The sequence below is a fragment of the Celeribacter sp. SCSIO 80838 genome (assembly GCF_056498065.1).
In genome coordinates this window covers 61,019-86,710 of the sequence record NZ_JAZKMA010000002.1, presented here as the reverse complement: position 1 = coordinate 86,710, position 25,692 = coordinate 61,019, and the positions used below count along the sequence as shown (strand labels likewise).

The 25,692-nt window shown below is 58.6% G+C and carries 23 protein-coding genes and 1 pseudogene; 11 read left to right on the top strand and 13 right to left on the bottom strand.

The window, feature by feature from the left end; genetic code table 11:
• Positions 1–38: 38 nt before the first annotated feature.
• The 4 genes from V1475_RS19070 to V1475_RS19055 form a co-directional block, all read right to left on the bottom strand.
• Positions 39–1,556: an aldehyde dehydrogenase (NADP(+)) gene (locus tag V1475_RS19070; protein ID WP_479414068.1), complete on the bottom strand. Its 1,518-nt coding sequence runs from the start codon at positions 1,554–1,556 to the stop codon at positions 39–41.
• 69 nt (positions 1,557–1,625) lie between these two features.
• Positions 1,626–2,357 (bottom strand): ribonuclease activity regulator RraA, encoded by a 732-nt coding sequence (locus tag V1475_RS19065; RefSeq protein ID WP_479414067.1) that lies wholly within the window; start codon positions 2,355–2,357, stop codon positions 1,626–1,628.
• 18 nt (positions 2,358–2,375) lie between these two features.
• Entirely contained in the window at positions 2,376–2,837 is a 462-nt protein-coding gene (locus V1475_RS19060; protein ID WP_479414066.1) for a RidA family protein, read from the bottom strand.
• Positions 2,838–3,090: 253 nt separating this feature from the next.
• Positions 3,091–4,008 carry an aldo/keto reductase gene (locus V1475_RS19055; RefSeq protein WP_479414065.1) on the bottom strand — a complete coding sequence of 306 codons (918 nt, stop codon included), beginning with the start codon at positions 4,006–4,008 and terminating at the stop codon, positions 3,091–3,093.
• 258 nt (positions 4,009–4,266) lie between these two features.
• On the opposite strand from V1475_RS19055, the gene V1475_RS19050 reads away from it, so the two are divergent.
• On the top strand, positions 4,267–4,926 hold the full coding sequence (locus V1475_RS19050; protein WP_479414064.1) for a GntR family transcriptional regulator: 660 nt from the start codon (positions 4,267–4,269) through the stop codon (positions 4,924–4,926).
• A 46-nt stretch (positions 4,927–4,972) separates the two neighbouring features.
• Here V1475_RS19050 and V1475_RS19045 read toward each other — a convergent pair whose 3' ends face one another.
• Genes V1475_RS19045 through V1475_RS19035 form a run of 3 tightly spaced genes read right to left on the bottom strand, consistent with a single transcriptional unit; the run spans position 4,973 to position 8,520 of the window.
• On the bottom strand, positions 4,973–5,875 hold the full coding sequence (locus V1475_RS19045) for a zinc-binding dehydrogenase (RefSeq protein ID WP_479414063.1): 903 nt from the start codon (positions 5,873–5,875) through the stop codon (positions 4,973–4,975).
• 19 nt (positions 5,876–5,894) lie between these two features.
• Positions 5,895–7,040: a M24 family metallopeptidase gene (locus V1475_RS19040; protein ID WP_479414062.1), complete on the bottom strand. Its 1,146-nt coding sequence runs from the start codon at positions 7,038–7,040 to the stop codon at positions 5,895–5,897.
• Positions 7,041–7,050: 10 nt separating this feature from the next.
• A complete protein-coding gene (locus V1475_RS19035) occupies positions 7,051–8,520 on the bottom strand; it encodes a M81 family metallopeptidase (RefSeq protein ID WP_479414061.1) in 1,470 nt (489 codons plus the stop codon).
• A 59-nt stretch (positions 8,521–8,579) separates the two neighbouring features.
• On the opposite strand from V1475_RS19035, the gene V1475_RS19030 reads away from it, so the two are divergent.
• Positions 8,580–9,071 carry an aminopeptidase P family N-terminal domain-containing protein gene (locus tag V1475_RS19030; protein ID WP_479414178.1) on the top strand — a complete coding sequence of 164 codons (492 nt, stop codon included), beginning with the start codon at positions 8,580–8,582 and terminating at the stop codon, positions 9,069–9,071.
• On the opposite strand, the pseudogene V1475_RS19025 reads toward V1475_RS19030, so the two are convergent.
• From V1475_RS19025 to V1475_RS19010, 4 genes and pseudogenes are all read right to left on the bottom strand, one after another.
• Positions 9,052–9,628: pseudogene (locus tag V1475_RS19025) on the bottom strand (IS6 family transposase); the annotation flags it as partial. The gene V1475_RS19030 and the pseudogene V1475_RS19025 overlap by 20 nt on opposite strands.
• 239 nt (positions 9,629–9,867) lie before the next feature.
• The gene (locus V1475_RS19020) at positions 9,868–11,172 is read right to left on the bottom strand and encodes a TRAP transporter large permease (RefSeq protein ID WP_479414060.1); all 1,305 of its coding nucleotides are present in this window, start codon (positions 11,170–11,172) and stop codon (positions 9,868–9,870) included.
• A complete protein-coding gene (locus tag V1475_RS19015) occupies positions 11,162–11,695 on the bottom strand; it encodes a TRAP transporter small permease subunit (protein WP_479414059.1) in 534 nt (177 codons plus the stop codon). Before V1475_RS19015 ends, V1475_RS19020 begins: the two co-directional genes overlap by 11 nt.
• Positions 11,696–11,755: 60 nt before the next feature.
• The gene (locus V1475_RS19010) at positions 11,756–12,742 is read right to left on the bottom strand and encodes a TRAP transporter substrate-binding protein (RefSeq protein ID WP_479414058.1); all 987 of its coding nucleotides are present in this window, start codon (positions 12,740–12,742) and stop codon (positions 11,756–11,758) included.
• Between the two features lie 428 nt (positions 12,743–13,170).
• Here V1475_RS19010 and V1475_RS19005 point away from each other — a divergent pair, with 428 nt between their 5' ends.
• The 4 genes from V1475_RS19005 to V1475_RS18990 are packed head-to-tail and all read left to right on the top strand — an operon-like array spanning position 13,171 to position 17,577.
• Positions 13,171–14,430 (top strand): acyl-CoA dehydrogenase family protein, encoded by a 1,260-nt coding sequence (locus V1475_RS19005; protein WP_479414057.1) that lies wholly within the window; start codon positions 13,171–13,173, stop codon positions 14,428–14,430.
• Positions 14,427–15,560: a M24 family metallopeptidase gene (locus tag V1475_RS19000; protein WP_479414056.1), complete on the top strand. Its 1,134-nt coding sequence runs from the start codon at positions 14,427–14,429 to the stop codon at positions 15,558–15,560. The genes V1475_RS19005 and V1475_RS19000 overlap by 4 nt, the downstream gene beginning before the upstream one ends.
• On the top strand, positions 15,557–16,306 hold the full coding sequence (locus V1475_RS18995; RefSeq protein ID WP_479414055.1) for an SDR family NAD(P)-dependent oxidoreductase: 750 nt from the start codon (positions 15,557–15,559) through the stop codon (positions 16,304–16,306). Before V1475_RS19000 ends, V1475_RS18995 begins: the two co-directional genes overlap by 4 nt.
• Positions 16,307–16,350: 44 nt before the next feature.
• On the top strand, positions 16,351–17,577 hold the full coding sequence (locus V1475_RS18990) for a metal-dependent hydrolase family protein (protein WP_479414054.1): 1,227 nt from the start codon (positions 16,351–16,353) through the stop codon (positions 17,575–17,577).
• Between the two features lie 551 nt (positions 17,578–18,128).
• On the opposite strand, the gene V1475_RS18985 is transcribed toward V1475_RS18990, so the two are convergent.
• Positions 18,129–18,812, bottom strand: coding sequence for an IS6 family transposase (locus V1475_RS18985; protein ID WP_479414053.1), 684 nt, complete (start codon positions 18,810–18,812; stop codon positions 18,129–18,131).
• Between the two features lie 354 nt (positions 18,813–19,166).
• Between V1475_RS18985 and V1475_RS18980 the strand changes: the two genes are divergently transcribed.
• Positions 19,167–19,924, top strand: a protein-coding gene (locus V1475_RS18980; RefSeq protein WP_479414052.1) for an IS5 family transposase whose coding sequence is annotated in 2 segments (ribosomal slippage) — positions 19,167–19,488 and positions 19,488–19,924 — 759 coding nt in all. Because the reading frame shifts where the segments join, the coding sequence is not laid out codon by codon here.
• Positions 19,925–19,973: 49 nt separating this feature from the next.
• On the opposite strand, the gene V1475_RS18975 is transcribed toward V1475_RS18980, so the two are convergent.
• Positions 19,974–20,735 (bottom strand): DeoR/GlpR family DNA-binding transcription regulator, encoded by a 762-nt coding sequence (locus V1475_RS18975; protein WP_479414051.1) that lies wholly within the window; start codon positions 20,733–20,735, stop codon positions 19,974–19,976.
• Positions 20,736–20,970: 235 nt separating this feature from the next.
• Between V1475_RS18975 and glpD the strand changes: the two genes are divergently transcribed.
• From glpD to V1475_RS18955, 4 genes are read left to right on the top strand one after another with little or no spacing between them, the layout of a single operon-like run.
• Entirely contained in the window at positions 20,971–22,581 is a 1,611-nt protein-coding gene (glpD, locus tag V1475_RS18970) for a glycerol-3-phosphate dehydrogenase (protein ID WP_479414050.1), read from the top strand.
• A gap of 42 nt (positions 22,582–22,623) precedes the next feature.
• Positions 22,624–23,712, top strand: coding sequence for an ABC transporter ATP-binding protein (locus V1475_RS18965; protein WP_479414049.1), 1,089 nt, complete (start codon positions 22,624–22,626; stop codon positions 23,710–23,712).
• 12 nt (positions 23,713–23,724) lie between these two features.
• Positions 23,725–24,819, top strand: a complete 1,095-nt coding sequence (locus tag V1475_RS18960) for an ABC transporter ATP-binding protein (protein ID WP_479414048.1) — start codon at positions 23,725–23,727, stop codon at positions 24,817–24,819.
• A complete protein-coding gene (locus V1475_RS18955; RefSeq protein WP_207020869.1) occupies positions 24,819–25,691 on the top strand; it encodes a carbohydrate ABC transporter permease in 873 nt (290 codons plus the stop codon). The genes V1475_RS18960 and V1475_RS18955 overlap by 1 nt, the downstream gene beginning before the upstream one ends.
• Position 25,692 lies beyond the last annotated feature (1 nt).

Sequence of the window (25,692 nt, the reverse complement as noted above, 5' to 3'; positions counted from 1 at the left end):
TTCCGTAGTTTATCTGCCTATGGCGAAAGTTTCGCCGACTACTGGCGCAGATCGTCAGGCAGGATTTCGACAGGAAGGTTCTGGTAGCTCACAGGGCGCAAGAAACGACGGATCGACATTGTGCCAACTGATGTCGCGCCGAAGTTGGTCGAGGCCGGGTAGGGGCCGCCATGCACCATCGCATCCACAACTTCGACCCCAGTGGGAAAACCGTTGGCAAGCACCCGACCCGCCTTTGTTTCGAGCACCGGAAGTAGCCGACGCGCCAGATCAATGTCATCGGCATCCATGTGAAGCGTCGTGGTAAGCTGGCCTTCGAGGCCCTTGGCAAGCTCCACCATGTCATCGGCCACAGGCACGCGCACGACCAGACCGAGCGGGCCGAACACCTCTTCGTGCAGAAACTCTTCATCACCGAAAGATTGCGCGGAAACTTCGTAGAGACTGGGGTGTGCCGTTCGACCAGAACAGTCGCCTGACACGACGTTGCGAACATGATTATTCTCGTCAAATCGTTGCTGGCCGCGCTGGAATGCCTCGGCGATACCTGGGGTCAGCATGGTTTGGCCTGGAATATCGGCAAGCGCTCGCGCGGCGGCCTGAACGAAGAGATCCCCATCTACGCCTTCGGGAACGAAGGCGATGCCCGGATTGGTGCAGAATTGGCCCGCTCCCATGGTCAGGGATGCCGCCCATTGCTTGCCAAGCGATTCTGCACTCGCAGCAAGGGCTGCGGGCAGCATGAACATCGGGTTTACACTGCCAAGTTCGCCGAAGAAAGGAATCGGCTCAGGTCGCTGCGCGCAGAGATCGAACAGTGCGCGGCCACCCGCGAGGCTGCCGGTGAAACCCACCGCTTTGATCGAAGGATGTGTGACGAGCGCGGTGCCCACATCGCGTCGCCCGCCTTGGATCAAGCTGAACACGCCCGGGTGCGTCCCGGTCCTGGCAATGGCTGCATGTATTGCTTCAGCCACGATTTCACCCGTTCCAGGATGCGCAGAATGGCCCTTCACAACAACCGGACACCCTGCGGCAAGCGCCGCCGCCGTGTCGCCTCCGGCGGTTGAGAACGCCAAGGGGAAGTTTGAAGCGCCGAACACCGCAACCGGTCCGATTGGCCGTTGCATGAGCCGAATTTCCGGGCGCGGCAGCGGTTGACGCTCGGGCAGCGCCGCATCAATACGCCGATCCAGAAAGGCACCATCCAGAATATGTGACGCAAACAAGCGCAGCTGGCCCGTTGTGCGACCTCGCTCACCCTCAAGCCGCCCCGCAGGAAGGCCGGTTTCACGGGTTCCGATATCGGTAATCTTGTCACCACGGGCCTCAATCTCGTCGGCGATTGCGTTCAATAGCTTTGCCCGCTCTTCGCGCGATGAGAAGCCATAGGCCCAGAAGGCTTCCTGCGCCGCGTTACAGGCCCGATCAACCAAATCCACGGTTCCAACAGAGAACGTCTCAGCCGCTCCGAAAGCGGGGTCTGATTGGAAAGTCTGGTCAGTCTCGATCCAGTCACCTGCGATCAAGTGCTTGCCATGAGAGGAATAGGTCATTTCGCGTCCTTTTAGTCAGCGGACAAGCCTTCAGGCTTATCGGGATAAAAATAGGGGAGGGCAAATCTGTCAGGCAGGTGCCCGATCGCGTGCGCGCCAGGCGTCGTAGGCTTCCGAGTTCTCCTCGCGGGTGTTGGGATACAAGCCGATTACACCGGCACCGTTCTTCACACGATCAAGCACGAAGGCTTCGTAGCGCTCCATCTCAATACATTCATCGGCAATGTCCTCGGCAATTTCGGCTGGAATCACCATGACGCCGTCGTTATCACCAACAAGAACATCGCCTGGGAACACCGCAACGCTGCCGCATGAGATAGGGACATCTATGTCAATCGCTTCATGCAGAGTCAGGTTGGTCGGGGCTGATGGGCCCGCGCAAAACGCTGGCATTTCGAGCTGGCCAATCCCCGCCACATCTCGAAAGCCGCCATCCGATACAATGCCCGCTGCGCCACGTACTGCAAGCCGCGTAATGAGGATAGAGCCTGCAGTCGCTGCGCGATTGTTCTCACGCGCATCCATTACAAGGACGTAGCCCTCTGGACAGGTCTCGATGGCCACCCGTTGCGGGTGGTGCGGGTCCTGAAATACGGTCACAGGATTGCGGTCCTCGCGTGCTGGGATGTAGCGCAGAGTGAAAGCACGCCCGACCATATTCTCTTCAAGAGAGGCGACAGGCGCGACGCCCTGAATGAACTGATTTCGGAAACCGCGCTTGTAAAGTGCCGTCGCAATCGAAGCGGTCGAAATCTGCTTGTAAGGCGCAAGTGCTGCCAAGTCGCCAGAGGATACTTGCATCTCAACGCTCCATACATATCACGCCTGATCGCGAACGGCTGCAACGATCTCGATCTCAACGCTGGAATTGCGCGGGAGCTCGGAAACGCCGACAGCAGAGCGCGCGTGTTCGCCGCGGTCGCCAAGGATCTTTCGGAACAGATGCGTTGCGGCATCGGCCACCTTGGGTTGCGCGTTAAAGCCGGGTGCCGAGGCCACAAAAACGGTGATCTTGAGCAAGCGCTCGACATTATCGAGGCCGCCGATCCGGTGTGACAGCGAGGCCAGCGCATTACGGACGCAAAGTTCGGCCGATTCCATAGCCTCCTCAATGGTCACATCCGCGCCAACCTTACCCGGATTCAGATCCTGGTCGCCGATCTTGGGAACACTGCCGCTGACCCAAGCAACGCCGTTGTGTACAACGACGGACGTGTAGCCGTATGCGGGCGGCTGAAACGACGGGATTTCATATCCATTGTATTCGAAAGCTTCGGACATCTTTATCCTCTTGATCTGCTTATATGTGCGATACCGTGCGGCATGTCATTTAACCTAGCATACTGCATGCAGCATTCAATAAATTAATTTCCGTATCAATGAAAGAGCCGAAGTTTGCCTCAGGGGAGGGGGAGGACCTCAAGCGTAAGAGTAGCTTTGCTCTTTTAGCGCTTCATCGGTCTGTAGGCGGGCGTCGTCGATGACGTATGCGCGGAGACCGTGCTGCACCTCTCAAACATGCCGTTAGCGACCGTCAGAAGGTAGCCTGCATCGGGTCGCCGCTTTCCCAGGCAAAGCCGTTTCCCAGATCCCGGTTCCGCAGCAGTGTCATATCGCTGGCGTCGATCTCGAACGAGAAGATGTCGGCATTCTCCCGCATCCGGTGTTCACTGATACTTTTGGGCAGAACCGCATAGCCGTTCTGCACCGCCCATCGAAGCAGGAGTTGCGCCTCGCTGACCCCGTATTTCACGGCCATTGCCCGAAAAGGGGAGGCTGCGCCGCCTTGTGTCCGCATCGCCTCAGTCTTAGCGCTGCCCTGCCCGGGGGTGCTGCGCCAGGTCGAGAGTGGCGCAAGGCTGCTGTAGGCGATCACGGCGATTTCCGCTGCCCGCAGATAGCGCACAAGCTCCGGCAGCTGCGACCAGGGATGCAGTTCGATCTGATTAACCTCAGGCCGGGGCAGACCTGCGGTCGCAATCGCCTCCAAATGCGAAATGCCGAAATTACTCACGCCGATCGACCGGACCAGGCCAGCAGCCTTCAGCTCCACCAGCGCTTCCCACTGCATCAGCATCTGCTGCCGGTCAAAGGGCGCATGGATCAGGTAGAGATCGACATAGTCGAGATTCAGTTTGTCTAGACTTTCGTGAAAAGCATCGTGAGTGGTGGGGCCGGTCTTCGGCACCTGACCCCAGGCGGCGTTTCCGGGCCAAAGCTTCGTCGTCACGAACAGCGCATCGCGCCCCAGCCCAGTCTCCCGCAGCCCGTCGGCAATCCCGTCCCCGACTTCTGCCTCATTGCCATAGGTCGCAGCCGTATCGATATGGCGGTAACCCACGCCGATGGCCCGGGCGACCGTTTCCGCGACTTGTGCCTCGGGGATCATGTAGGTGCCAAACCCCAGCAGCGGCAACGAGGCCTGGGGGTTAATCTCGATCTTGTTCTGCACGTCGTTTCCTTGCGGTTTGCTCTTATGAGCGATGCCATAGGGCGAATCATTCGGAATTGAATACTGAACTCAACATTCAGAGCTCAACATGAAAATTATGTACGGCATGAAGGAACCGGGCTACGCAGCCGAAAACCTCGCGGGGTGCGACCTGCACGATTGCCGCCGGGTCCTGCGTTGGTCGGGAGATCCGGCCTAACGGCTTGTGGAAGAAGACAATCGGCGACATATTGGCCTGACTTGAGAAGGATTTGTTCAATGTTGGAAGTCGAACGCGCAAAACCGTTGGGAGAACGCGTCTATGAGATCATCAAACAGATGATCGTTGAAGGAGAGCTCGTCCCGGATGAGCAGGTCCCCGAAAGTGTCCTGGCAAAGCGGCTCGGCGTCAGCCGATCCCCAGTCAAGGCCGCGCTGACGCGACTTCAGAGCGATGGGCTTGTCGTCGGCGAAGCCTGGAAAGTGCCACATGTCGCACCGCTAAACGCCAAATATGTGCGCGATTCCTATCAGGTGCGGCAGGCCCTCGATACGCAATGTGCCATGCTTGCAATAGAGAATATCCCTGACGACCAGATCGCGTCCCTCACGGCCTTGCTCGTCGCAGCTGGCGATGGCCTTGCGAACGACGAACCCGACGGTGTACGTGCCGCGTTCTTTCATTTTCAGAGTCTTCTCATCACCTATTGCGACAATGAACTGCTGTGCGGGATGCAGGCGCTTTTGAGCGAGCACCTCCTGCGGATTCGCAACGCCGTGCACTCCGACAAAGAGGGCGAATGGCTTCGTCACGAATATGGCCGCCTGAAAGACATTGAAGTGGCAATGATCGAGCGGGATGCGAGAAAAGTAGCACAATTGCTAAGCAGCCTGCACGATGAGTTCGTTGAATGGCTGCTCTCCAAGTGGGATATCTGATCCCACTTGGTTGGATCTTGCCCCGTATGACACGGGGCAAGCCCGGTCAGAGGGTCAGAACCGTTTTGCCGCGATAGCCATCCCTAATAACGTCGGCGACCGCATCTGGCAGCTCGGACCAGTCGCGCTGATCGGTTACGCCGCAAGACAACGCCCCCGATTCAACCAGCGGCAGCAGTTGTTCCAGCAATGTCCCGACACGATGTTCGCCGATTGCAAAACCTTGCAGGATACCGCCGCTCTGCATGAGATTACCAAAATCTTCGATGACCGCTGGCGCGCCCAACCCCCAGCCGAAGCATTGAAGATGACCGCCACGCCGCAGCATCCGCGCGGCCTCGGCCAACACTGGCCCTCCCAGACTGTCCAGCACGATATCGACGGGTTGTTTGACCTCGCTCAGATGTTCGACAACCTGTGCCGCCCCCAATGCTCGCAACGCATCCACAGGCGCCGATCGGGCCTGGGCGATCACCTCTGCGCCGCCCAGCTTGGCGATCTGGATGGCGAGCCGTCCGACACTGCCTGTCGCGGCGGTTATCAGAACCCGCCGACCGAGAATTGACCCATGCCGGGTCAATGCGCCAAGGGCGGTTGTGCCAGCCGTCGCGAGGCTTGCTGCGTCAGACAGCGAAACCGACTCGGGAACGATGGCCAGATCCTCGTGGTGCACGACGCGCTTTTCAGCCCAGCCGCCGCTGAGACCGCGGGCCACCACACGGGCCCCCGGCGCGGGTCCCGTGACGTTCGGACCAAGTGCGAGCACCCGTCCTGCGGTATCCCATCCGGGCACGACACCGGTTTCAAAGCCATTCTGCGCCGCGCGACGGCTCTCACCTCGGTTCAGAGCGATAGTTTCAACAGACATAAGAATCTCGTCCCGCCCAGGAACGCATTCCGGGCGATCCGCCTGCATCATACCCTTAGGTGTTGCTTCGAATACACGCATGACTTCTCCTTCGCGTCAATTAAACCAGAGTACGCGGCAGCTGCGACAGCCGTTCAGGGCCTGCCTCCGTGACCGCCACGGTTTCACTGAATGCAAGCCAGCCGGTATGCACGACCACGTGGAACGTCATCCCGGCCTCAAGCTCAAAATCCTGACCGGGCGCCAGAATTCGGGTGTGATCGCTGACACGGGGGACGGCCTGATACCCAAGCGTATAGCCTGTGATCTGGGTGAATTCGTCTTTTAACCCTGCACTCAGAACCGCATCTCGACAGAGGCTGTCAACCTCGGCACCCCGCGCGCCGACGACCATCGCGGCGATCTGGCGATCCTGAATCTCTACCAACTTCTCGGCGGCTGCGGCCATAGCGGGGGAGAGCGCGCCAATTACAGCGGGGCGTACGATCCGGGCGCTATAGCCACGATATTGCGGCAGCGCCTCCAGAAACAGGATTTCTCCTTCGGCCCATGCCTCGCCACGCGGGCCGCCGCCCAAGACATCCTGCCCGTCACGCCGTCCCATGACAGCGCATTTCACATTGTCGCCGCCGGTACGCACAGATGCCTCATACATTGCCGCGAGCGTGGTTCGGTCGCTGACGCCCGGCGTCAGCGTCTCGGCCCCTGCGAGGATGATGGCATCCGCGATCGCGGCGCTTTTGCGCATATATGCCAGTTCCTGTGGTGATTTAATCAACCGTTTCTGCCAGATCACGCCCGAGAAATCGACAATCTCGGCTTGAGGGCTGTGGCTCTTGATCAGTTCAAGCCTGGCCAGCGTCGTGATATTGCTGTCGCGTTCGACGGCAAGCTTTCGCGGCGCAAAACGCGCAACCGCCTGAGCGATCTGAAGCTCGGAATCCTCGTCATCGGCAAAGGTTTCGTAGGAACGGCACCATGACTGATCCAGGAAAGTGCCCAAGTCCAACTCCCGGACGATGAGCCAGGGCTCGCCCTGCGCTGGAATGAGCGCAGCCTGATAGCGCGCTGCAGTTGCAAGATAACCGAACAACCACGCCAGATGGTCGATCTGATCAACGAGCAACAGATCGGCGCCGCGAGCAGCCACCTCAGCTTGAACCGAGGCAATCCGCGCGCGATATTCGGAAAGGGTGAAATCGTGTTTGCCAGTGGCTGCGTGAGCCTGTTGAGTTGGCGTGTTCATTTATAGAGCCTCAGTTAGAGAGTGTTTCGCATTCAGCCGCTGAGAAAAGCGGCCAGAGCTTCCGGGTTCCGGTCGTGCGGGAAAGCTGACTGACATCAACCGGAGAGAGGCCGGGTGGATCGGCGGTCACCACGCGTGGCACGCGGCTTTCGAACCAAGCACGGAAATGCTGGCTGGATTTCAGCGCGATCACGGGGAACTGAGCGATATCAATGCCAGCACGAATGAATGGACCATCGTCCAGAGTCTGTCTCCGGCCGCTTGAGACGATCACATCGACCGTCCCGATCCGCAGCGTGGCAAGAAGGCCGAGGTCAATCGCTTCGCCCGCGCCCATCGGGCTTTTGACTTTGTAAAAGCCGTCATTGACGCCAAGCACCTTGGCCTTTGCCACGATTGGCACACCGACCAGAGGGTTGCCACGTGCGCCGAGCGACACGTCGATTTCTGCACCAACACCCGCCTCGGCCGCCTGCTTTGCTGTGATCGGGTCGAAGATATGTGAAAAGCATGCCTTCGCGCCCTGAGCGATCAGTGCGGCAAGCAAATGCGTGCCGTCTCCGGGAGTGCCTGCGCCGGTGTTGTCGGAAAACTCGTTGATCAGGATAGGGCTGCGGCCGTCGTTCAGCGCCTCGGCCACGGCGTCTTCGGCCGAAAAGCGTTCGATCACGATTCGATCACGTGCATCCCAGAGATGTTTTGCAACATCGTCGGCGATGGCCTGCGCGTCAGCCAGGCCCTTGCGCACGACCACGATCACCGAAGCACCGATTTGCGGGACGTCGACAAAGGGAAAGCCGTGCATCAGGCGCACACAGGACACGTTCCGGTCGGCTTCGTATTCTACGCAGATTCGGTCCAGATCCTGAAAAACCGGTAAGTTGGTCGGAACCGGCGGGAACATCATCGGCACCTGCCGAATGACCGTTTCATACTCGGCGCCGGTCAACAATTGGTCACACAGACACCGCGCAGCTTCCGTACCGCGCTCGTGCTGATCGGTATGTGGGTTGAACCGTACTGCGAAAAGTCCGTTATACTGTTCGGCCAGCTCCGGCCGGATGTTTCCGTGCAGATCAAGCGTGACCACAACCCGGAAATCTGGCCCCATTGCGGCCCGGATGGCTTGACCGATATCCTCTTCAATACTGTCGATCCCCTCAGCGACGCCAGCCCCGTGCAGCGACAAGAGGAGGCCATCGAGATCCGCCGCGACGATTCGCCGGACAAGATCGTCGCGCAGGGAGCTGTAAGCCGCTCGTGAAATTGTTCCGGAGGGCGTCGCTTCCGCGTAGAGCAACGGCACAACATCGAAACCCAGTTTCTCGGATTCGTCGATCAGGCCAGCCAGATATGTGCGCGCCCCGCTTGCGAACGCAGTGATTTCCGCCTCAATGCGGACATCGAACGCATTCAGATCGGTCATCTCACCGAATGTATTTGTCTCGTGAAACAGCCCGCCGATGCCTACACGCAGCATATTAAACTCCCGTCGCTCAGATATTGCTCTTACATTGCATTCAGTATGCATTATAGCATATCAAGTTTCCGGCCAACCCTCTTTATACACTGTCTCGCCTCGTTCGCGGGTCGGGCGCCAAACGTGTGGCCTATGAGAGCGACAGTCATTTCCTGACCATCAGCAGGTTCGACCAGCTCAAGACCGCGCTTGACGGCGTGAGCTTTGTCGATTTCGGCAAACTGATCTGGGAACTTCGTCTGATCAAGTCCCCCGCCGAGATCGATGCTCTGCGCTTTGCCTGTCGGATTGCCGACGCGGCTATTCAGGCGGGGACCGACGCCATTGCCGTCGGACGCTCCGAGCGTGAGCCTGCCATTGCAACCTATAACAAAGCGATCGAGATGGGGGCCGATAATGGCCGCGTTGCCGTCTTCGGGTACGGCGACACCGTTGCGAACATGGCCAATACCGTGTTCCATGTCATCCACTATTCCGAGGGAATGCCGTTCAGCGAAACGGTTCTCGTCACGGAAAACGGGCCCGAACGGCAAAGCAATTTCGGGTGGTAGAATGGATTGAACCGAACGGCTGTAATCCGTCGGGCGACCGGAAGCTTTGCATCGTTCGTTCTCACTTTCGAAATGGCAGATGGCTGTTCTCAGCGCGATTGTTGAGGCCGTTATGCGACCAATGACCAAGGCCCGACACAAGCCGCCCCATAGGGGCGGAGCCGATCGGTAATGATCCGCTTGGACAGTCCGTGCCATTTGATCAGGCGGAGCAGCAACCGTTTCGCGGCCCGCTTGTCGCGCTTGGGTTGCAAGATCTCCTCCGGTAGGAGGCCATACTGATCGACCGCGCGCTAGAGCCAGAACGGCCTTCCGGAAATCTTCACCACGGTTTCGTCAAGATGCCAGATGTCGCCACCGCAGGTTCCTCGCGATCTGCGGCCTGAGTTTGGACGTCCAGCGCCGAACGGTTTCAAAGGACACATCGATGCCGCATTCGAGCAGTATCTCCTCGACCTCACGCAAGCTCCGATTGAACCGGACGTACAGCCATAGCGCATGGCAATGATCGCTGGCGGAAAGCGGTGGCGCTTGTAGCCGATGAACAGTGTCTGCATTAACACCAGCTATCCTCATATCGTGCGGCGGCAATCGGAAGTGGTTAACGTAACAACAGCCTCTTCACGGTATTCTGCTCACGGCGCGCCCGCGACAAAAGCGCCGGTGATTGCCCAGAGTCGTGATCGCGCACGAAGCCGGAAGAAGAGCCACCTCCGTCCATTTGCCCCGTGGGTTCGAAAGGGCGATGTCCACCATGCTGAACGCGGAGGACATCTTTGATCGCCGAGGCGCGGATTTACAGCAGCCTCGGCAGGAACAGGGCGATCTGCGGAAAGAGCGTGATAAGCGCGATGGTCAGCAGCATCAGAAAGAAGAACGGCGTCGCGGACCGGATGACCTCTGACAGTGGAGCAAAGGATATCGACCTGACGACAAACAAGTTGAACCCGATCGGCGGCGTGAGAAGGCCGATTTCGATGCAAATGACCAGATAGACCCCGAACCAGATCGGATCGAAACCCGCCGTCACGATTAACGGATAGACAATCGGCAGAGTCATGATCATCATCGACAGCCCGTCCAGAATGCAGCCCAGCACTAGAAAAAGCAGTGTCAGCACAAGGATCAGAGCATAGGGGGACAACCCCATCTGTGCGATGACGTCCCCGGCAAGCTGCGGGATATGCAGCAGGCTCATCGATGCCGACAGGAAGCCCGAGAAGACGATGAGCGCCCCGATCATGCAGGAGGTTCGAACCGTGCCGATCAGTGTTTCCCAAAGCACCTTCAGATCCAGGCCGCGCCGCCAGACCACCAGCAGGAGCGTCGGAATCAGGCCCAGCACGGCAGCTTCGCTTGGCGTGGCAATGCCGGTGTAGATCCCACCGATGACAAGCGTGATGATGAAGGTGAACGGCAGGACATCCGCAATGCTTTCGCGGAGGGACGCGATCCGGCTGTCGTCGTCGACGGCGCCGTTCTTCTTCAGCAGGGAGGAGAACAGGACATAGGAGCTGAACAAGCCCGCCATGAGCAGGCCCGGCAGGACCCCGGCAACGAACAGATCCGCGATTGATACCTCGGCCAGCACGCCATAGACGATCAGCGGAATCGAGGGCGGAATGAGAATGCCAATCGCTCCAGACGCCGCCATCGACCCGAGGCTGAGCTTCCGGTCGAACTTCTTTTCCATCAGGATCGGCAGGGTGATCCGGCCGATTGTTGCCGTGGTGGCCGCCGTCGATCCGCTGACCGAGGCAAACAGCGCGCAGCCGATCACGTTTGTGTGGATCAGGCCGCCGGGGATTCGTCGGGCGAGGGGGGCAACCGCGTTCAACAGCGATGAGGCGATATTGGTGCGGATCATCAGTTCACCCATCCAGATGAACAGCGGAATGGCCGAAAGTTCCCATGACCGCGAGGCGCTCCACAGCGAGGTCTGCAACAGCGTGCCGATGCGCGTCCAACTGAAACCCGCATCGAAATACAGGCCGAAGATTGCGACAAGCGCGATGCTCACGAACAGCCACATTCCCGAACCGATGAGCGCTAGCAGTGCGCCCACGAAGATGATCAGGGGCAGGGCGATGTCAGAAATCATGATCGCTTTCTTTCAGGTGGATTGTGGAGATCCCGAGCAGGCTGGCGGCGGCACGGTTAAGGGCTTGCAGGAAGAGGTTGACCGACCCGAAGACGATCATCGCCAGCGGCATCCATTGCGGCACGCGGGCAACAGTCTGCCCGACGATCCCGCGATCCCAGGCTCGCACCGTCGACGACCAGAAATAGATGATCAGCATCAACGACAGAAAAAGGACCCCGAAAAGCAGGATGGCTTCGACGATATCGCGGCTCCGCCCCGTCATTCGGTCGCTGAATGCGCTCATCCGAAGGTGGGTATCGTTGCGGAGTCCACCGCCGAGTCCGCAGAAGATCATCGTCGCAACCATGTACCCGACGAACTCGTCGAGTATGAAGGTGGATGTATGGAAAAACGCCCGCAGGATGATCTCGACGGTGATATGCACCAGCATCCAGACCACGGCCAGACCGGCGATCACTTCGCCGATGGCGGAAACAAACCCTGAAACCCTATCGACGTTGCTTGCAGTTGCGCGAAGCATTCACGTGCCCTCCTTCAGGCAGACGGCGGGCCGCACCTAATAGGGCAGCCCGCCAGTCCCTTATTGTCCTGCCGCTTTGTATGCGTTGAGGAATTCAGCGCCCGCGTCCCCCGCGGCGGCCTTCCATTCCTCCAGGACGGGGCCGGATGCGTCGCGCATCTGGGTCAGGAATTCCGGGGACAGGTCGGTGGTGACCGTACCGCCGCCTGCGACAATCTTCGCCGTTTCCTGCTCGATGATCTGCGAGATCTGCGAGGCGTTCCACGCCTCGGTTTCGCTCGCGGCCTCAAGGATGATCGCACGCAGGTCTTCGGGCATCTCCTCGAAGGTATCGCGGTTCATCACCACGGCATGTTGCCCGATGTTGGTCGCGACATCGGTGAAATAGGGCACCTTGTCGGCAGGCAGCCCGGCAGACAAACCGGTGATCGATCCGTGCACGGCATCGATCGCCCCGACCTGCAATTGCGGGACAACGTCACCCCAGCTAAGCTGCACCGGGTTTGCACCGACCGCCCGGAAGAAATCGGTCGACATCGGGTGGTTCACGCGGATCTTCAGTTGCGCCAGATCATCGACCGATGCGATGGGTTTGGCGGACCAGATGCCGGTCGGCGGCCACACGGTAAGGAACAGCAGCGTGAGCCCTTCTTTTTCCAAGGCACCCTTGATGTAGGGGCGTGCGAGGTCTCGCACCTGCGCACCTTTTTCAACCGTCTGACCGATCAGCGGCAGCGAGGACAGGAGATAGATCGGATCGTATCCGGCACCGTATTCCAGCGGAAGCACGCCCATGGGCACAGCGCCGGTGCCGACGGCCTCAATCATCTCCGGAGATTTGAAACCTGCGGAACCACCCATCTGGTTGACGATCTTGACGCGGCCTTCCGTGCGCGCCGAAACCAAGTCCGCAAAGTGCGTCGTGGCCAGACCCGAGGGTGTGGCGGGGCCATATTCACTGGCCAGATCCAACGTGTATTCCTGCGCATGAAGGCCGGGCGCAAGCGCAAGACCAAAAAGAGCCGCCGTAGCGAGCTTCCGAAGCATAGCAATCTCCCTGTGTATCCATGACTTAAGTCATTATAGCTTTCGCAGTGCATGTGTATACTGAACACTGCCTGCTGAATTCCAATGAAAGGATGACAGTCACCAAGTTGTCAATATATTTCTGGAACGGTGGTCGGTCTCGACCGCTTCGACGGCATTTGTCCATAAATAGGGCGATTTCGCAGCAATCATCACTTTGGCTGAGGGTCGGTGCGGCCTTCACATCTATTCCGGTTTTCTTGGCGGGGTGGGCCTTCCGCGTCTGGCGAACCGAAGCACGGGCCGCGATTATCCACCCCAGCTAGCGCCCATACCAACGTGTAGTCCCACGCCGTGAACAGATTTCTCCGATATTTGACAATTGACAAGCGAGCAGCCTACTGCATACTGCATTCAATTTACCCAATGAACCAAGTAGAGGAGCAAACATGTACCCTTTCAAGCAGACGGCCGAAGACGCGGCGTGGATCGAAAAGGCTAAGGCGCTGAAGGAAGTCTTCAAGCAACGCGCCCGCGCTGTGGACGAAGCAGGCGGCTGGCCAGAAGAAAACTGGAAAGACATTGTTGAGGGTGGCTTTCTCAAGCTGGGGATCCCGAAAGAGTATGGTGGCTACGCATCTGAAGATGCAGGCTTCAGCAACGTTTGCCACACGATCGTTGAGCTGTTTGCCTCAGTGTGTGGGTCAACTGGCTGGCTGATCCAGAATCAGTACCACTGCCACGGCCTCGTAGCTGGCATGGGGAATGAAGCACAGAAGCAGAAGATCTTCTCTGATATCGTGGAAAATGGCGTAGGTATCGCGTCAGTTGGCAGCGAAGTCGCTCCTGGCCGCTCGACCTCGACGCCCCACAAGAACGGCAAGATCACCTTTACCTCGGATATCACCCCGACCGACGGCGGTTTTATCGTCAATGGGTTCAAAGGCTTCACCTCTGGCGGTGGCGCGGCCAAATATCTGCTGTGGTGGGGCGTGGCGCCAGGCACCGATGATCCTGACGTCGGCGTCTGTGTGTTCCTGATCGAACTGCCGCACAAAGGCGTGGAATTCGTGTCCGGCTGGGAAGAAGCAATCGGTATTCGGTCCTCCCTTTCTGGTGGAGCACGCTTCACCGATGTGTTTGTCCCGTGGGAGAACGTGATTGGCGAACCCGGCGACTTTAACCAAGTGCATCCCTATACTTTCGAACTCGCCTACGCCGCACATTCGCTTGGCTCGGCTCAAGGTATTTACGACGAAGTCCGGCAGTCGGTCGCGGATCGAGACTTCCTGCAGAGCGACGACACAAACCTCTACACGCTGGGCGAAATGGCGTCCTTCATCGCGGCGACGCGTTCGCAGCTTTGGCTGGCGCAACATCTCTATGATGAAAAGAAATGGGGTGAAGCGTCTCATGCGACCCTATTGGGCCTGCACATGGCAAAGACAACTGCGATGTACTGCGCCAACAAGGCGGCCGAGGTTGTTGGTACCCGCGCCGTGTTCCACTGGAACCCGATCCCGCGTCTGGCCCGCGATGCCCGCGTCTCGACCCTGCATACGCGTGAGAGCCAAATCATGAAGACGGTGGCGAAAACGGAACTGTCGCAGGAGTTCTTCCCGAAGGCCAAATACGGCCGTCGCCTGCCCGCAAACGAACGCAAGACATGGGCCGACCTCGGATTCGCGTTCAAGCAGGAGGTCGCATGATCCCTGCCGGAGAAGCATCTCCAATCACGTTCACCCGCGCCGAATATTCGGCGCGGGTTCAAAACGTATTGGCAGAGATGGAAAAACACCGCGTTGACCTGTTCATCGCAGATCAGATCGACAGCATCGCCTATCTGACAGGTTATGCCCATTCTGGCGCACGCTATCAGGCGGCCCTGATTGGCGCGGACGGATCGGTCACTTTGCTGACCCGTGCCTCGGATGCCATCGGGGCCCGGCAGGCCTGTGCCGACGGGGTCGAGAGCTTCTTCGACCACGAAGACGAGATCGCTACACTGTCCCGCCTCGTTGGCGGGTCGGGCGCCAAACGTGTGGCCTATGAAAGCGACAGTCATTTTTTGACCATCAGCCGGTTCGACCAGCTCAAGACCGCGCTTGACGGCGTGAGCTTTGTCGATTTCGGCAAACTGATCTGGGAGCTTCGTCTGATCAAGTCCCCCGCCGAGATCGATGCTCTGCGCTTTGCCTGTCGGATTGCCGACGCGGCTATTCAGGCGGGGACCGATGCCATTGCCGTCGGACGCTCCGAGCGTGAGCCTGCCATTGCAACCTATAACAAAGCGATCGAGATGGGGGCTGATAATGGCCGCGTTGCCGTCTTCGGGTACGGCGACACCGTTGCGAACATGCATGGCCGCCTCGGTGAGCGCATCATGCAGGACGGGGAACTCTACTTCATCGAAACTGTCCCTCAGCACCATGGCTATTCCGGACGTATCGCACGCCCCATGGCCGTGGGATCCCTGTCCGACCGGCGTCGCAGGATCGCGGAACGGATCGTTGAGATCCAGGACGATTTCATCGCCGCAATGGTGCCCGGCGCCGTATCTGGAGAGATCGACCGGATCGCCCGTGAAACGATGATCCGCGAAGGGCTCAAGAAGTCCTATCCGCAGGTGTCAGCCTATACGCTTGGCTATCATGCGGTACCCCGCACATCTGACCATACGCGCATCTTCATGCCGAACCAGACCTGGAAACTCGAAGCCAACACCGTGTTCCACGTCATCCACTATTCCGAGGGAATGCCGTTCAGCGAAACGGTTCTCGTCACGGAAAACGGGCCCGAACGGCTCACCAAAACGCCCAGGGAGATAAGAATCCAATGAGCTTGAAAGATCAGCGCATCCTCGTAATCGGCGGGTCGAGCGGCATGGGCGAGGCAGGTGTGAAATCGCTCGTCGCAGCCGGCGCGCGCGTTGTCATGGCGGATATCAAGGAGGCCGCATCGGAGCTTGGTGCAGAGCGTCTTCTCAAGGTCGACATTTCGGACGAGGCATCAATCACTGCCGGAGTCGATGCTGCGGCAGAGACGCTTGGCGGCCTCGATGCCGTGTGGAACAATGCCGGAGTGTGTAAGGTGGGTTCGGTCGAAAGCATGACGCTGGCCGATCTCGACCTCAGCTTTGCCCTCAATGTGCGGGCAAACGCGGTTCTGGCTCGCGCCGCCCTGCCGCATCTGCGCGCCGTTGGCGGTGGGAGCATCCTGTTCACCGCTTCGGCGGCGTCGATCATGGTGGGCAAGGGCTCGCTGCCCTATATCCTGTCGAAATCGGCGCTCCTGGCAATGACTCGGCAACTGGCGCTCGAATATGCGGCCGAGGGTGTCCGTGTGAATGCGCTTTGTCCGGGCTGGGTGGATACACCCTTCAACGAACCCAGCTGGGACATGTTCGGCGGACGTGAGTCGTTCCTTGAAGAAGTGCCGAAACTGGTCCCGCTACACCGCATGGGCACCGTCGAGGAATTCGGCGATATTGCCCGGTTCATTCTCTCGCCCGAAGCCCGCTTCATGACGGGGCAGGCCGTCGTGGTAGACGGCGGTGAATCTCTCATCAAAGGGCCGACGCGCTGACCGCGCGCCCATTTCGTTCCAATCGCGCGTCGAAAGGATAACGCATGACAATCATAATCAAGAACGCAAATCTTCTGGATACCCGGACCGGCAGCCTTCGCGCAGGTCAGGACATCCGGATCGAAGACGACATCATTGCCGAGGTTGCCGACACCATCGCCGCGCCGGCCGACGCACAGGTGATCGACGCCGGTGGTCGGGTCGTGATGCCCGGCCTGATCGACGCCCATGTGCACGCCATGGCGCATGTCAACAATCAGGTCACGCTGGCGAACACGGACCCCTATCTCGTCGCCGCCCATGCTTCTAAGATCCTTGCCGCCTACCTGCGCCGAGGCTTTACCACAGTGCGAGATTCTGGCGGCGCAAATGCAGCGTTGGCTGAGGCGACACGGCTCAATCTGTTCCCCGGCCCGCGGTTGTTCGTACCCGGCCTTGCACTGGCGGTGACCGGCGGTCTGGGCGACTTCCGCGTGCGCCCCGAGCATGATCAGGGCTGTCCGCATTGCGGCGGGACGCGCAACATTTCCCGTGTTGTCGATGGCGTGGACGCGGTACGCAAGGCCGTGCGCGAAGAAATCGCGCGTGGCGCACATCAGATCAAACTCATGGCCGGGGGCGGGAACTCTGGCAAGTCCTCGATTTACTCTCCGCATTTCTCGCTCGAAGAGCAGAGGGTCGCGGTGCAGGAAGCCGAGGATTTCGGCCTCTATGTCATGGCGCATTGCTATGGTGTCGATGTTATCCGCCGCTCGCTTGAAGCGGGTGTTCGCACCATCGAACACGGGAACCTTATCGACGAGGCCACAGCGAAAATCGCCGCCGAAAAGAACGCTTTCGTCGTGCCGACCTTGGCGACCTTTGAGGCGAGCATCCACTACGCCGATCAGTTGGGCACCCCACCGCGGATCGTCGAGCAGGTCCAGATGATGTTGCGACGCGGCGTCGAAGCGGTAAAAATCTGCCGCGATGCGGGCGTGAAGCTTGGATTTGGTACGGACCTCGAAGGTGTTATGCACAACTTCCAGCTCAACGAATTCAAGATTCGATCGGCGGTGGAAACCCCGGCACAAATTTTGCATTCGGCCACAATCGTGAATGCCGAAATCGTGCGCCACGAAGGAAAATTGGGTGAGATCGTTCCCGGTGCGTTTGCCGACATTCTCATTCTTGATGGTAACCCTCTGGATGATCTCGGCGTTTTCCAAGAGGACGGCGGCGGGATCGTTGCAACTATCAAAGATGGGCATGTTCACAAGCTCTATATCTAACTTCACATGAGGGCGGCTCATATTTTTTCATTAAAATGTGAGCCGCTCTGAATGTATCAGCCAAATCCGGAACACACGTGTGAAGAGGAAATTCAATTCCATTCCAGGCCGACCAAATGAGGACTGGCTGAACTCCTTACGATCATGTCGTGTGGAAGTTTATCGACGTAAATTAAAGGTCGGTTGGGAACCTGTTTTTGTTATTAGTCCGACTTCATCCGCTCTCTCACCCAAGTGGTTGCTGTTGACGCGTGATACAGACGGAGAGATTTGGTCTGTACTCAACTCAGATGGGTGTGGCCCAAGAGAACTTAGCTCCATTCGTCAGGTTTACCAAGCTGCTAGAAACGCAAGAATGTCTACATTGCGTGTGCCAGTAGATCTAGAAATCTTAGGTTGATATATTCAATTAAATATACATAATAAAACTTATCAGCTATATAGCTGTGGCTTGGTGCGCGCTACCTTGAACTGCGACTCCTATTAGAAACCAATGGGGGCTCTGTCGCAAATTTTTCTGATGGCTGCAAACAGGCTTCCAGCGGACATGATTATGCTGCCAGCTCCGCAAAGATCCGGAACGCCGAAGCGCCGTTGGCCGGGATTTGCCCCTTGCGGATCATGTGAGCGGCCTCGATGCCAGCAATGGTCGCGGCGGCCGAGTGGAACGCCTTGAAGCCCATCATCGGGGCGGTGATCCGCTTGATGAAGCGATGGTCCTGCTCAAGAATATTGTTCAAGTATTTGACCTGTCGGATCTCGACCGTGCGGCCTTCGCCGGTGAATTTCAGAATCACGTTTACCGCCTGCAGGCCGGCCAGGTTTGCGCCGCTCTTGTCGATAACGACCCGGTCGGGAACGCTGTTGATGCCGATCGCCCGTTTGAAGAAGCGCCGTGCGGCAGCCAGGTCCCGGCGCTCGGACAGCATAAAATCAAGCGTTTGGCCATCGCGGTCCACGGTACGGTAGAGGTAAGTCCAGCGCCCTTTCACCTTGATGTAGGTCTCATCCATTCGCCAGGATTTGGCTGTCGTGCGCTTTCTCGCCTGGGCCCGATCGGCAATAAGTGGCGCGAATCTCACCCCCCATCGGTTAAGCGTGGCGTGGTCAACCGCGACGCCGCGTTCCGCAAGGATCTCTTCAAGGTCCCGGTAGGAAACTGCGAAACGAACATAGAAGAACACTGCATGCAGGATCATCGACTTCGGATAATGCACGCCCTTGAAATCGATCACGTCAACCGCCTTTTGCCAACTCACTGACAATGCTCACATATTCGGGGATACCAAGAAACCCAAAACTTTGCGACACTACCCTTTGGAGTCCCTATGTTTTTGTCGGGTTACACCTTTTTTGATGTCCTCGGTTTCAGGAACCTCCTGCACACGCGAAGCGGTGCAGAGATCAGGCACTTGCTTTCGATGTTTCGCAGGGTGACCCGCCATCCAGACCTGCGTCCTCCAACTGCTCTCTGTCGGGTAGGTCATGCAGGCTCTCCAACCCGAACGCGACTAGGCTCAGGCCCCATTAATCGTCTTGCGCTGATCTTGGTCTCGAGATTCACTCTTTCCGAGAGAAGGGGCAGCACGATGAGCAATCTTTTTTGGCTGACGGACGAGCAGATGGCGCGACTTAGGCCATTCTTTCCGAAGAGCCATGGCAAGCCGCGTGTCGATGACCGGCGCGTGCTGAGTGGCATAATCTTCATCAATCGCAATGGCTTTCGCTGGTGTGATGTCCCCAAGGAATACGGACCGTCCAAGACTCTCTACACCCGTTGGAAGCGGTGGAGCGAGATGGGTGTATTTGTCAGGATCTTCGCGGGGCTGGCGTCCGAAGTGGAGAAGCCAACCACGATCATGATCGACGCGACTGACCTAAAAGCCCATCGCACGGCCTCAAGCCTGCGGTCAAAAAAGGGGGGCGCGGCAGGCTAATCGGTCGCACCAAGGGGGGCATGAATACCAAACTCCATGCCGTGACCGACACCAGCGGACGCCCGATCAGGTTTTTCATGTCAGCCGGTCAGGTCAGTGATGACACGGGCGCGGCGGCTCTCCTGGACGGCCTGCCGACGGCGGATTGGTTGCTCGCCGATCGTGGCTACGACGCTGATTGGGTCCGCAACGCCCTGCGGGACAAAGGGATCAAGCCCTGCATTCCGGGCCGCAAGGCCCGCAAGATCCCGATCAAATATGACACGCGGCGCTATAAACGCCGCAACAGGATCGAGATCATGTTCGGAAGCCTCAAAGACTGGCGCCGCGTGGCGACCCGCTACGACAGATGCCCGGACGTCTTCCTCTCCGCTGTCACTCGCGCCGCCACAGTGCTGTTCTGGTTATGAGGCCTGAGGCTAGAACGCGCAAACAACTTGGCAATGCCGTGGCGTCGTCTCAGCAGCCAGAGACCACCTCGGTATTCCAGCTCTTGCAGGCCTTGGACAGCTCGGCCGGAACGGCGTGATCGGTGAAATACACGTCGATGTCGGACAGCGATGCGATCCTTGCCGGGGCGCTTCTGGAGAATTTGGTGTGATCCGCGACGAGAAAAATCTTGCGCGATTGCCGCAAGATCGTCTGGCTCACACTGACCTCTTGGATGTCGAAATCCAGAAGATCGCCATCACGGTCGAGCGCGGAGCAACCGATAACCGCCAGATCGAATTTGAATTGCCGGATGGTCTCTGCGGCCAGATTGCCGACCAAGCCGCCATCGGAACGCCGCAAATGCCCGCCGGTCACGATGACTTCGCAATTGCTGTTCCCGGCCAAGATGTTGGCGACATTCATATTGTTAGTGACGACCATCAGATCCTTGTGCTGCAACAACTCCTGCGCGACGGCTTCCGTGCTCGTCCCAATGTTGAGAAACAACGAAATCCCGTTGGGAATCCGCGACGCACAGGCCCGCGCGATCGCGGTTTTGGCCTCCGCGTTCAACTGCCGACGATCTTCGTACCCGATATTGATTGTGCCAGAAGCCAGCACCGCCCCGCCATGCACCCGTTCGACACGCCCCAGTTCCGCCAATTCGGACAGGTCACGGCGAATGGTTTGAAGCGTCACGCCAAAATGCTCTGCCAGCCTCTCGACCGTGACCTTTCCCTCTTTGCGTGTCATTTCGAGAATCTCGGGATGACGAAAGTTGTTGGACATAGATGTTCGCTTTGCTTCGTTTCTGTGGCTTCATGAAAAAAGACGCGAAAACCCGATGCGAATCCAGTCAATTTATTGCCGCACCCGCGTAGATTCTCTTATCTTTTCTTCGCAGTTGCAGAAATATCTAACCTAACTCGTTGATTTTTCTCAATCGAACAAAAACGAAAACAAATATCTTGCGTTTCTGACCTTTCCCACCCAACGTTAGCGCCAGAACTTGGGAGGAAAGCCTGTGCAGGGGAATGACAGCACACATCCCGTCGATCTTTTTGTGATTGGCGGCGGCATCAATGGCTGTGGCATTGCGCGCGACGCGGCGGGACGGGGATTTTCCGTGACGCTCGCGGAGATGAGCGACCTGGCCTCTGCGACCTCCTCCTCCTCCACAAAACTCTTTCATGGTGGGCTACGCTATCTCGAATATTTCGAGTTCCGATTGGTCCGTGAGGCTCTGATCGAGCGCGAAATTCTCCTGCGCGCCATGCCGCACATCAGTTGGCCAATGCGTTTTGTCCTTCCTTATCATAAGGATATGCGCTTCGAGTCGGAAACGCCGACCTCGAAACTTCTGTCTGTCGTGATGCCTTGGATGAAGGGGCGCCGTCCGGCATGGCTGATCCGGCTTGGCCTGTTCCTCTACGATCATCTGGGCGGGCGCAAAATCCTGCCGGGCACGAAAACCGTCGGTCTGACGGGAGCGCCCGAGGGCGCGCCGCTGCAGGAGCGCTTTGCCAAAGCCTATGAATATTCCGATTGCTGGGTCGAGGATTCCCGTCTCGTGATCCTCAATGCCCGCGACGCAGAGGCGCGTGGTGCGGCGATCCTGACGCGCACCAAGGTGACCCATGCAACGCGCGAAGGCGATCTCTGGCGTGTCGAAACGAAAGATATGGAACATGGCCGCACCGCCACCCATTACGCCAAAATGCTGGTGAATGCGGGCGGGCCTTGGGTCGGCGACGTGATTCACGACAAAATCGACCTGCCGTCGAAAGAGGGCGTGCGACTTGTGCGCGGCAGCCATATCGTGACCCGCAAGCTCTACGATCACGACAAATGCTATTTCTTTCAGGGCACCGACGGGCGGATCATCTTCGCTATTCCCTATGAGACGGATTTCACCCTGATCGGTACCACGGATGCCGAGCACAGCGATCCATCAATCAAACCCACCTGTACCGACGAAGAGCGCGACTATCTGATCGCCTTTGCCAACAAATATTTCAAAGCGCCGATCAGCGCCGAGGATGTGGTCTGGAGCTACTCCGGCGTCCGCCCCCTCTACGATGACGGAGCGTCATCGGCGACAGCCGCGACACGGGACTATACGCTCAAGGTCGATGCAGAGGGCGGTGCGCCGGTGCTCAACATCTTCGGGGGGAAAATCACGACCTATCGGCGGCTTGCGGAAAGCGCGCTTGAGAAAATCTCGGAACATCTGCCGGACGCAAAGGGACCGAATACCAAAGGACGCTGGACGGCAGGTGTGCCGCTCGCAGGCGGGGATTTCCCGGTCGGCGGATTCGATCGGCTTGTCTCCGAGCTGCGTGCGCAATTCGGGTTTCTGACCCCATTCTGGGCCCGACGTCTGGTGCGGGCCTACGGCACGGAAGCGCGCGAAATGTTGGGAGACGCAAAGAGTGCCGAGGCGCTCGGACGTGATTTCGGCGCGACCCTGACCGAGACCGAAGTGACGTGGCTGATGGAGCGCGAATATGCGCGCACGGCCGAGGATATTGTTTGGCGCCGCTCGAAACTTGGGCTGCGTCTGGATGAAACGCAGATCCATGATCTGGATGACTGGATGAAGACCCGCCGCGCGGGGCGTGCCGCAGCTGAGTAGAGCCAAAGGCCAAAGACAATAAGGCGCGGGGAGGAGGAGCTAATGACGCTGGAACTGAAGGGCGTATCGAAGATCGTCGAGGGGCAAATGCATATTGCCGGGACCGATCTGACGCTCGAAAAAGGAACGATGAACGTTCTGCTGGGGCCGACCCTGTCGGGTAAGACTTCGCTGATGCGTCTGATGGCCGGGCTCGATCAACCGAGCGCCGGGCGGATTTTCTGGGACGGCCAAGACGTCACCGGCATGCGGGTGCAGGATCGCAAGGTTGCGATGGTGTATCAGCAATTCATCAACTACCCCTCGATGAGCGTCTACGACAACATCGCCTCGCCGATGAAGCTGATGGGCGTGGACAAGGCGGAGATCGACGCGCGAGTGCGGGAAACGGCGGAGCTGATGAAGCTGACGCCGATGCTGGACCGCAAACCTCTGGAACTTTCGGGGGGGCAGCAACAGCGCTGTGCTCTGGCACGGGCGTTGGTGAAAAACGCAGGGCTTGTGCTGCTCGATGAGCCGCTCGCCAACCTCGATTACAAGCTGCGCGAGGAGTTGCGTGTCGAGATTCCGAAGATTTTTGAGGCCTCCGGCTCGATCTTTGTCTATGCGACAACGGAACCCGAAGAGGCGCTTTTGCTCGGCGGCAACACAGCGACGCTCTGGGAGGGCCGCGTGACGCAATTTGGGCCGACGCCCGAGGTCTATCGTCAGCCGGTGGATGCCACGACGGCACGGGTATTCTCCGATCCGCCGATGAATTTCCTGCAAATCTCCAAGACCGGCGATCGTCTGATGTTCGGCGACGGGCAAAGCACACAGGCGACCGGCAAGCTCGCCGAACTGGCCGACGGGCGCTACACCGCCGGGTTCCGTCCGAACCATCTCGAAATCATGCAGCACGCTGAAAACGCGATGAAATTCACAACGAACCTGCATGTGACGGAGCTGACCGGGTCAGAAACTTTCGTCCATCTCGATCACCATGGCGCGCGTTGGGTCGGGTTGATCCACGGGGTGCACGATCTCGAGATTGGTGCCGCGCTCGATGTCTGGCTCGATCCGCGTCATGTCTATGTGTTCGGCGAAGACGGGGGGCTCGTTGCGCCCGCCGCCTACGCAATGGCGGCGTGAGGAGGCGCGATCATGGCTAGAATTACACTCGACAACCTTGCGCATTCCTACAATCCGACGCCTGCGTCGCAGGACGACTATGCGCTCAAGGAACTGAATTACGACTGGGAAGACGGCGAGGCCTATGCGCTTTTGGGCTCGTCGGGCTGTGGCAAGTCCACGTTGCTCAATATCATTTCGGGGCTGTTGATGCCCTCGCAAGGGCGCATTCTGTTCGATGGCAAAGACGTCACCCGCGCCCCCACGGCGGAGCGCAACATCGCGCAGGTGTTCCAATTCCCGGTGGTCTACGACACGATGACCGTGCACGACAATCTGGCCTTTCCACTCCGGAACCGCGGCCGCGACGAATCCTATGTGGCCGAGCGCGTCCAGGAAATCGCCAAGATGATCGGCATGGAAGACATGCTGCGCAAAAAGGCGCGCGGGCTGGGTGCGGACGCCAAGCAAAAGATCTCTCTTGGTCGTGGCATGGTGCGCAAGGACGTGAATGCGCTTTTGTTCGACGAACCCCTGACCGTGATTGACCCGCATATGAAATGGGAACTCAGAACCCAGCTCAAAAAGCTGCACCACGATTTCGGCCACACGATGATCTATGTGACCCACGACCAGACGGAGGCACTGACCTTCGCCGATAAGGTCGTTGTCATGTATGACGGGCGCGTGGTTCAGATCGGCACGCCTGAGGAATTGTTCGAACGGCCCGCGCATACCTTTGTGGGCTATTTCATCGGCTCGCCGGGTATGAATGTGATCCCCGCCAAGGTCGAGGGCACGAAAGCCTATATCAACGGCTCGGAGATCGACCTCGGCGCGGGCTATGCGCCGGTGGACGGCAAGGTGGAGATCGGCGTGCGGCCCGAGTTCGCCCGGCTGAGCGAAAGCGAAGGCCTGCCTGTGAAAGTGCGCCGCGTCGAGGATGCCGGGCGTCACAAGATCATCCGCGCCGAATTCTTTGGCCAAGACATCAACATCATCGCAGGCGAGGACGATCCCGTGCGCGCGGACATGACCCGCGTCACCTTCGACCCGGCACGCGTGAATGTCTACGCAAACGACTGGCGTGTGGCGCCCCAGTCCGCCACCGGCGGGGAGGCCGCGTGATGCAACAGAAAACAACCAATCACAAAGCATGGTTCCTTGTACTGCCGGTGCTGGTGCTCGTGGCATTTTCCGCCGTGATCCCGCTCATGACGGTGGTGAACTATTCCGTGCAGGACACCTTCGGCAACAACCAGTTCTTCTGGGCGGGCCTTGAGTGGTTCCAGGAGATGCTCTCTGACGAGCGCATGTGGAACGCGCTGCAACGTCAGTTGATGTTCTCCGGCATCATCCTTGCCATCGAAATTCCGCTGGGCATTTTCGTGGCGCTCAACATGCCGAAATCGGGATTTTGGTCGTCCTTCTGCCTCGTGGTCATGTCCCTGCCGCTTTTGATCCCATGGAATGTGGTCGGCACGATCTGGCAGATTTTCGGCCGCGTCGACATCGGCCTTCTGGGCTACACGCTCGACGCGCTTGGGATCGACTACAACTACACGCAGGACACGATCTCCGCCTGGATCACCATCATCGTGATGGATGTCTGGCACTGGACCTCGCTCGTGGCACTTCTGGCCTTTGCCGGTCTCAAATCCATCCCCGACGCCTATTATCAGGCCGCGCGGATCGACCAAGCGAACCGTTGGAAAGTGTTCCGCTTCATCGAACTGCCCAAGATGATGGGCGTGTTGATGATCGCGATCCTGCTGCGCTTTATGGACAGTTTCATGATCTACACCGAGCCCTTCGTGGTGACGGGCGGCGGTCCGGGCAATGCGACGACGCTCTTGTCCATCGACCTCGTCAAGATGGCTCTCGGCCAGTTCGACCTCGGACCCGCTGCCGCCTTCTCTTTGATGTATTTCCTCGTGATCCTGTTGATTTCATGGGTGTTCTACACCGTCATGGTCAACCTCGACAAAAAGGGCATGTAAG

Excerpts from the sequence above, each read along its gene's own strand:
- V1475_RS18965 (WP_479414049.1), top strand. The coding sequence starts at position 22,624 with ATGACGCTGGAACTGAAGGGCGTATCGAAGATCGTCGAGGGGCAAATG.
- V1475_RS19070 (WP_479414068.1), bottom strand. The coding sequence starts at position 1,556 with ATGACCTATTCCTCTCATGGCAAGCACTTGATCGCAGGTGACTGGATC.
- V1475_RS18990 (WP_479414054.1), top strand. The coding sequence starts at position 16,351 with ATGACAATCATAATCAAGAACGCAAATCTTCTGGATACCCGGACCGGC.
- V1475_RS18955 (WP_207020869.1), top strand. The coding sequence starts at position 24,819 with ATGCAACAGAAAACAACCAATCACAAAGCATGGTTCCTTGTACTGCCG.
- V1475_RS19050 (WP_479414064.1), top strand. The coding sequence starts at position 4,267 with ATGTTGGAAGTCGAACGCGCAAAACCGTTGGGAGAACGCGTCTATGAG.
- V1475_RS19045 (WP_479414063.1), bottom strand. The coding sequence starts at position 5,875 with ATGCGTGTATTCGAAGCAACACCTAAGGGTATGATGCAGGCGGATCGC.
- V1475_RS19065 (WP_479414067.1), bottom strand. The coding sequence starts at position 2,357 with ATGCAAGTATCCTCTGGCGACTTGGCAGCACTTGCGCCTTACAAGCAG.
- V1475_RS19015 (WP_479414059.1), bottom strand. The coding sequence starts at position 11,695 with ATGCTTCGCGCAACTGCAAGCAACGTCGATAGGGTTTCAGGGTTTGTT.
- V1475_RS19020 (WP_479414060.1), bottom strand. The coding sequence starts at position 11,172 with ATGATTTCTGACATCGCCCTGCCCCTGATCATCTTCGTGGGCGCACTG.
- V1475_RS18995 (WP_479414055.1), top strand. The coding sequence starts at position 15,557 with ATGAGCTTGAAAGATCAGCGCATCCTCGTAATCGGCGGGTCGAGCGGC.
- V1475_RS19000 (WP_479414056.1), top strand. The coding sequence starts at position 14,427 with ATGATCCCTGCCGGAGAAGCATCTCCAATCACGTTCACCCGCGCCGAA.
- V1475_RS19040 (WP_479414062.1), bottom strand. The coding sequence starts at position 7,040 with ATGAACACGCCAACTCAACAGGCTCACGCAGCCACTGGCAAACACGAT.
- V1475_RS19010 (WP_479414058.1), bottom strand. The coding sequence starts at position 12,742 with ATGCTTCGGAAGCTCGCTACGGCGGCTCTTTTTGGTCTTGCGCTTGCG.
- V1475_RS19035 (WP_479414061.1), bottom strand. The coding sequence starts at position 8,520 with ATGCTGCGTGTAGGCATCGGCGGGCTGTTTCACGAGACAAATACATTC.
- V1475_RS19005 (WP_479414057.1), top strand. The coding sequence starts at position 13,171 with ATGTACCCTTTCAAGCAGACGGCCGAAGACGCGGCGTGGATCGAAAAG.
- V1475_RS18960 (WP_479414048.1), top strand. The coding sequence starts at position 23,725 with ATGGCTAGAATTACACTCGACAACCTTGCGCATTCCTACAATCCGACG.
- V1475_RS18975 (WP_479414051.1), bottom strand. The coding sequence starts at position 20,735 with ATGTCCAACAACTTTCGTCATCCCGAGATTCTCGAAATGACACGCAAA.
- V1475_RS19060 (WP_479414066.1), bottom strand. The coding sequence starts at position 2,837 with ATGTCCGAAGCTTTCGAATACAATGGATATGAAATCCCGTCGTTTCAG.